Below are 6049 nucleotides of genomic sequence, written 5' to 3'. Positions count from 1 at the left end.
AGCAGACGCAAAAGCACCGCGACACGCCCCGGTCCAGAGGTACTTTTGCGTCTGCTCGGCAGGCTAAGTCCTGGATGATGGGCAGGTGCTCGGGCCCATGGATGTGCGGCTACGCCCCCCTAGCAAAGCCGATGACGACTTCATCGTCGAAATGGCGCGTTATGCCTGCGTCATCGAGGATAGGCCGTTGCCCGAACCGGATTCCGAAGAGACGCAGAGCATGCTGCCCGGCACGGGCGACGTAGTCGTCGTCGCCACCGACGCGACTGGCCGGAGGCTCGGTGCGGCATGGACCTTTCATCACGATCCGCCGCTTCTGGTGGCTGCTATTCCCGAACTCACTATTGCCGTCGCACCCGAGTTTCGCGGCGAGGGTGTCGGCGGCATGTTGCTGGACGAGTTGGTGATTCGCTGCACCGGCAGGTACGGCGCGATCGGCTTGAACGTCCACGTGAGGAACCCCGCGGCTCGCTTGTACGAACGCAAGGGCTTTCAACTGGTGGGTCAAGGACGTGGCGCCCTTGGTTTGGCGATGCGGAAGCAGTTGGATTGAAGCGAACGAGTTCAGGCTTTCGTTCCCACTTCTTCGTAGCGCGCACCGAACTGCGGTACCGCGCGGAAGCCGCGCTCGTGTGCGGCCGCGATGGCGCGCCGCAGCGGCAGAATCAGTGGCACGAAAAGGATCTGGTCGACCAAGATCGGCGTGACGAGCCGGTTGTGCACGAAGGCGAAGGAGCTTCGGGTAGCCGGATCGGCCCACCCGATCGTGCCGCCCAGACCGGTGTGGCCGAATCCCCGCAGTAGTCCGGGGACCGGTGATCCGTGGTAGCCGAGGTGGAACGACATCGGAACCATCACCTTCAGGTCCGGCCGCCAACTGATCCTGCCGAGCAGCCCGTCCGCCAATTCCGAAGACAGAAACTGAGTTTCGTCGATGCGTCCACTGTTGGCCAGAGCACCGTACATCTTTGCCAGGCCACGCGCGGTCACCACGGCGTTGACCGAGTCCCGGCTCGCGAGGCCACGTCCGACAAACCGCTGGGAACTATCCACCTCACCAGGCCAAGCCAAGTGGAATGAGTCAGGTATACAGTGCGCCAAAGGGGTTCGTGAAAGGAATGGTGAACGTACTATTCAAAAACGGAAAGGCCGTACCCGCGCGGGCGCCGCCGCGGCGGATTGGACTGTTGCGCCGCATCGGCGTAGTCATTCGTCCATTGGGTTCTGTTGAAGTGGCGTATCCGACCGCCGCCGGCCGGGTCGGGATACCAGCCGGCCGGCGGTTGCGGGGATTCTGGGCTCATCGCCCGCTCCGTAGGTGCCGCCGCGGTGCGGGTTGGGGCGAGTCAACACGCCGGGGGGCGCGGGCCTTCGCGACGCCACAACACGTCCACGCGGTCGAAGCCCGCTGCTGCCGAATCGGGTCGCGCACCGATGGCAACTGTCTCTTGAAACTGCGCGTCGTCGGAGGAATTCGCGCGCCGCGCCATGATCGCCGCGACCCGGTCGGTGGCGGTGCTATATGCGCGCCGCCCATGCCGCCGCGGCCCAACAACTCGATCAGTCGGTGACGACCAAAAGGAGTGCCCTCCACCAGTCAGGCCTTTCCCGACTTCGGACCAGCTGCCTGCACAGAACACGCATCATGATCCGCTCCCACCCCAGCTTTCGGAGCCCTTTGCCGAACTTCGGAATGAGAGCGGGACCATGAGCGGTCCCGGCCCGGGGATCGGAGTTTGCTCTGAGGTCGTCGTGAAAAGACGATGAGTCAAACGGATGCCAGGAATCCTGCGGTGACTCCTCGACTCGCAACGGCACGGTATTTCGAGACGGCTGAACCCTTTTCGGCTCGCCTGGCATCTTCGGGGTGCCACCGTGCTAACGATCATGCTCAGCAGCGTTTACGCAGCGTACGAGCATCAACCATGCGGCAGGTTGTCGGGCGAGTTTCGCCGCTTGTGGGCCCAGCCCGATTCTCTACCGTTAGCCACACCAGTCACGCACATCCTTCGGGTACCGATCAAGCGGTCCAAGATCCAGACAGCGCTGCCCGGGTGGATAGTTGACGCGGACGTTGAGCAGATCGCAGGGAATGTAGACCTGCTTGCCCTTGGGGGTGTTGCTCAAGCACTGCGTCGGTGGCTGGGCATGAGCTTGGGACGGGGCGATGGGTGCCACCAGTAAAGCGGTGAGCACCCCAACCACACGGCGACAGATCTTGGCAACTCCTTGAGTGGGGATGTGTCTGCGTGGTTTGACTGATCAACCCCATACGACTCAGTTGAGCGTAGTTGGTCAGCTGGTAGTGACCGCCAAGGGAATGGCGTACTTTTCACCTCCTAAACGCCTCGGCTCGTGCGGCTGACGCATTCGACGTACCCGTTGCCTTCCCATTCCGGGGCGACGTTTCTTGGGGGTTGGCGCACCGCGCTACTTCGACCTGTTTTCCCTTTTCAGATCGGTATTTCGAGAGGGCTGCACCCGCTTCGGCTCGCCCGGCATCTTCGGGTAGTTCGGCGGATATGGCATGTCGCCCAGCCCGCGCTCCTCATCGGCCTCGGATTTCTGTAGTAACGACGAAATCGATTGCGCCACTTCATCCATGGCGGCCCACGGGTCTTCTCGCCGCTTGACCAGATCGGGCACGGTCGCCATGGTGTAGTCGTCCGGATCGGCGCCGGCCAGCTCGTCCCACGTCAGCGGCATCGACACCGTCGCGATCGGGGTGCGCCGCACCGAATACGGCGAGGCCATGGTGCGGTCGCGTGCGTTCTGGTTGAAGTCTATGAAGATGCGCCGGCCACGTTCTTCCTTCCACCACGACGTCGTCACCGCGTCCGGTGCACGACGTTCGACCTCGCGGGCCAGCGCGATGCCCGCCCGGCGCACCGCGATGAAGTCCCAGTCGGTGGCGATCCGCAGAAACACATGGATCCCGCGGCCCCCGGACGTCTTCGGGTATCCGACCAATCCGAGCTCGTCGAGCAGCGGGCGCAGCACGTCGACGGCGACCGCGCGCGCTTCGGCAAACCCGGTGCCCGGCTGCGGATCCAGGTCGATGCGCAGCTCGTCGGGATGTTCGGTGTCGGGGCAGCGGACCTGCCACGGATGCAGCGTGATTGTCCCCATCTGTGCCGCCCACACGATGGCCGCAGGATGGGTGACCTTCAGCGCGTCGGCGGTCCGCCCCGACGGGAACGTCACCCGGCACGTCTCCAGATAGTCGGGATGATGTTGCGGCACCCGCTTCTGGTAGATCTCCTCGCCGTCGATGCCGTCCGGGAACCGCTGCAAATGCGTCGGCCGGTCCCGCAGCGCGGACAGCATCGGCCCACCTGCCACGGCGCGGTAGTACTCGACTAGACGGCCCTTGGTGCCGTTGGACCCGAGCTGGGGAAAGTACACCTTGTCCCGGTTGGTCAACCGCACCGCGATGCCGTCGACGTCGAGTTCTTCTGCTGCAGCAGCCATATCTGGATTCCAGCATGCCGCGGGGCCTGCGGATACTGGTCGGCTCGGATCGCTGCGCCGAACATTTGCCTTAGACCAAAGGAAAGTCTCTAACGATCGCTACTTCAGATTTGCTCATAGACGTCGCCAGCGTTGTGCCTATACCAAAAACTCATCGAACTTTGGCTTTATATGAACTAATTCGTGGCTTTCTATGGGCTAAACCTGAATGTGTATGAGTTTGCCCTGAGTGTGCCTCGCAGCTTGGCTTTCAGGCCGTAATCTGGGGGTTTGGCGACGGCTGCTGAGGGGGACTGGTGATCGAAGGAACTCCGTTCGGTCGATATCGGCTGATCGAGTTGCTGGGCCGCGGCGGAATGGGCGAGGTCTGGCGGGCCTACGACACCGAAACCCAGCGCGTCGTAGCGGTGAAGGTGCTGCCGGCGAACCTCGCCAACGATCCGGCATTCGAGCAGCGATTCCGCCGCGAAGCATTGGCCGCGGCGGGACTCAACGATCCCCATGTCGTACCGATCCACAATTTCGGTGAAATCGATGGCCGCCTCTACGTCGACATGCGGCTCATCAAAGGCCGGGACCTGCAAGCCCTCATCGCCGAAGGGCCGTTGCTACCCGACCGCGCCGTCAAGATCGTGGAGCAGGTCGCCTCGGCCCTCCGAGATGCGCACCGGATCGGGTTGGTGCACCGCGACGTCAAACCGTCCAACATCCTGGTCACCGAAGACGACTTCGCCTACCTGATCGATTTCGGCATCGCGCGCGCCGCGGGGGAAACGCGGATGACAGGTACCGGCAACGTGATCGGGAGCTGGGCCTACATGGCGCCGGAACGACTGAGCACCGAGCAAGTCGACCCGCGCATCGACACGTACGCCCTCGCGTGCGTCTTGCACGAGTGTCTGACCGGCAGCCAGCCCTTCCCCGGGAACAGCCTCGAACGACAAATCGGAGGCCATCTGAGCTCGCCGCCGCCTCGGCCGTCAGCTCTTCGGAACGGTGTACCGGCTCAGCTTGACGCGGTGATCGCGACCGGGATGGCCAAGAATCCCGACCAACGCTATTCGGCGGTGACCGAGATGGCCGCGGCCGCGCGGGCGGCGGTCAGCCAAGCCGCGACGGTGTCCGCCTCGACCCGCGACCCTGAACCCGTCCACACCGAACGAGTGGCGATTCCGTCGGGCGTGCCGCGCAATTACTATCCGGCGGCGCCGAGTGGGGGCACCTCAGCCGTCGATGCGACCCAGTACCGCCCCCACGGCCCAACCGGAGGCTCTGGTGTCCCCCCCGGCGTTGCGGGCGGCGGCCCCCCTCCGCCCGGCACCGGGTCGACAGGCCCCAGGGAGACCGCTCCCCAACCGAATAGCAAACGCAAGCTCATCATCCTGGCCAGCAGCATCGCGGCGGTGATCGCGGTCATCGGCATCGTCGCCGTCATCGCATTGAGCGGCGGCAACACCAGCCACCCGACAGCCGGCGGCACGGATGCGCAGCAACCAAATTCGGGTCCCTTCACCGGCACTTATACCGTTGCCTTCGGGCCGGGCCTCGACTTGACGGGTAAACCGGAGCAAGGGACGGACCCGCCGGGCAACGAGACTTGGAAACTCCGGTCGATGTGCAACACAAAAGGGTGCATGGCTACCGCGACGAGAAGCGCCGGGACGTTTGTGCACCCGACGAATATGGTGTTCGACGACATCAACGGGCGCTGGATCGCGGTCGTCCTGGATACCGAGAAATGCCATAACCAGGACATCGAAGAGTGGCATTGGGTCTACCTGCGGCCACGTCCGGACGGCAGCATGGCCGGCGAATGGATCGAGGATTCCCTCGACTGCTACGCCAAGCGAAGCGTCACGTTCACCCGAACCGGCGACGTCAACCTTGCCGGCCTGACCGACCCCGCCGGCCTGTCGCCTCGGGTGGCGTCACCGGCACTGGGGCTGCATGGCTTCTACCGCTCGAAGGTGAGCGGAGGCGGCCAGGCAAAACCGGGAGACCAAGACTTCAGCGTCGACACGTTCTGCCTGCGCACCGGCGAACGATGCCTCAGCCGCTTCGTGCTGACCGATTTCAGCGACCATCAACTGTTCATGTTCGCCAATGGATCCTGGACGCGAAACACCGACTACGACATCCCGTGTGCGGCCGGGGGAACCAGTCACGTGGTGATGACCGGTCAATTTCCCATGCCAAAACCGGCACCGGATCCGATAACGTCCCTCGTCGGCCACGGCCTGGAGAATGTGACGGGCAGTGCGTGTAAGGGCGGCCCCTACGATCAGGTCTTCACCCGTATCCGAGACTGAACCCGGCTTCCAGATGCCGGAAGCCACAATGAACCAATGGACTTACCCGTCACGCCGCCGGTCTCGCCGATGCTCGCCAAGTCGGTCAAGGCGATCCCACCGGATGCCTCCTACGAGCCGAAATGGGATGGGTTCCGGTCCATCTGCTTCCGCGACGGCGATGACGTCGAGCTGGGCAGCCGCAACGAGCGCCCGATGACCCGCTACTTTCCCGAGCTGGTCGCCGCGGTCAAGACCGAGTTGCCGCAGCGCTGCGTGGTGGACGGCGA

5 protein-coding genes and 1 pseudogene are annotated in these 6049 nt (G+C 64.0%); 3 read left to right on the top strand and 3 right to left on the bottom strand.

Translation table 11 applies throughout. The annotated features are described in order from the left end of the window. Positions 1-85 precede the first annotated feature (85 nt). The gene (locus tag VML93_RS21615) at positions 86-553 is read left to right on the top strand and encodes a GNAT family N-acetyltransferase (RefSeq protein WP_325613835.1); all 468 of its coding nucleotides are present in this window, start codon (positions 86-88) and stop codon (positions 551-553) included. A gap of 11 nt (positions 554-564) precedes the next feature. Here VML93_RS21615 and VML93_RS21610 read toward each other — a convergent pair whose 3' ends face one another. The 3 genes from VML93_RS21610 to ligD form a co-directional block, all read right to left on the bottom strand. Beyond that, positions 565-1053: a serine hydrolase gene (locus tag VML93_RS21610; protein WP_325613834.1), complete on the bottom strand. Its 489-nt coding sequence runs from the start codon at positions 1051-1053 to the stop codon at positions 565-567. 77 nt (positions 1054-1130) lie between these two features. Beyond that, entirely contained in the window at positions 1131-1304 is a 174-nt protein-coding gene (locus tag VML93_RS21605; protein ID WP_325613832.1) for a DUF2510 domain-containing protein, read from the bottom strand. A 1126-nt stretch (positions 1305-2430) separates the two neighbouring features. Then, positions 2431-3471: a non-homologous end-joining DNA ligase gene (gene ligD, locus VML93_RS21600; protein WP_325613831.1), complete on the bottom strand. Its 1041-nt coding sequence runs from the start codon at positions 3469-3471 to the stop codon at positions 2431-2433. 299 nt (positions 3472-3770) lie between these two features. Between ligD and VML93_RS21595 the strand changes: the two genes are divergently transcribed. After that, positions 3771-5780 (top strand): serine/threonine-protein kinase, encoded by a 2010-nt coding sequence (locus tag VML93_RS21595; protein WP_414686414.1) that lies wholly within the window; start codon positions 3771-3773, stop codon positions 5778-5780. Positions 5781-5816: 36 nt separating this feature from the next. Next, positions 5817-6049: pseudogene (gene ligC, locus VML93_RS21590) on the top strand (ATP-dependent DNA ligase); the annotation flags it as partial.

The sequence above is a fragment of the Mycobacterium sp. genome (assembly GCF_035499775.1).
Lineage (GTDB): Bacteria > Actinomycetota > Actinomycetes > Mycobacteriales > Mycobacteriaceae > Mycobacterium.
Note: the sequence above shows the minus strand (reverse complement) of the source record. Positions and strands in the feature narration are given on the sequence as shown.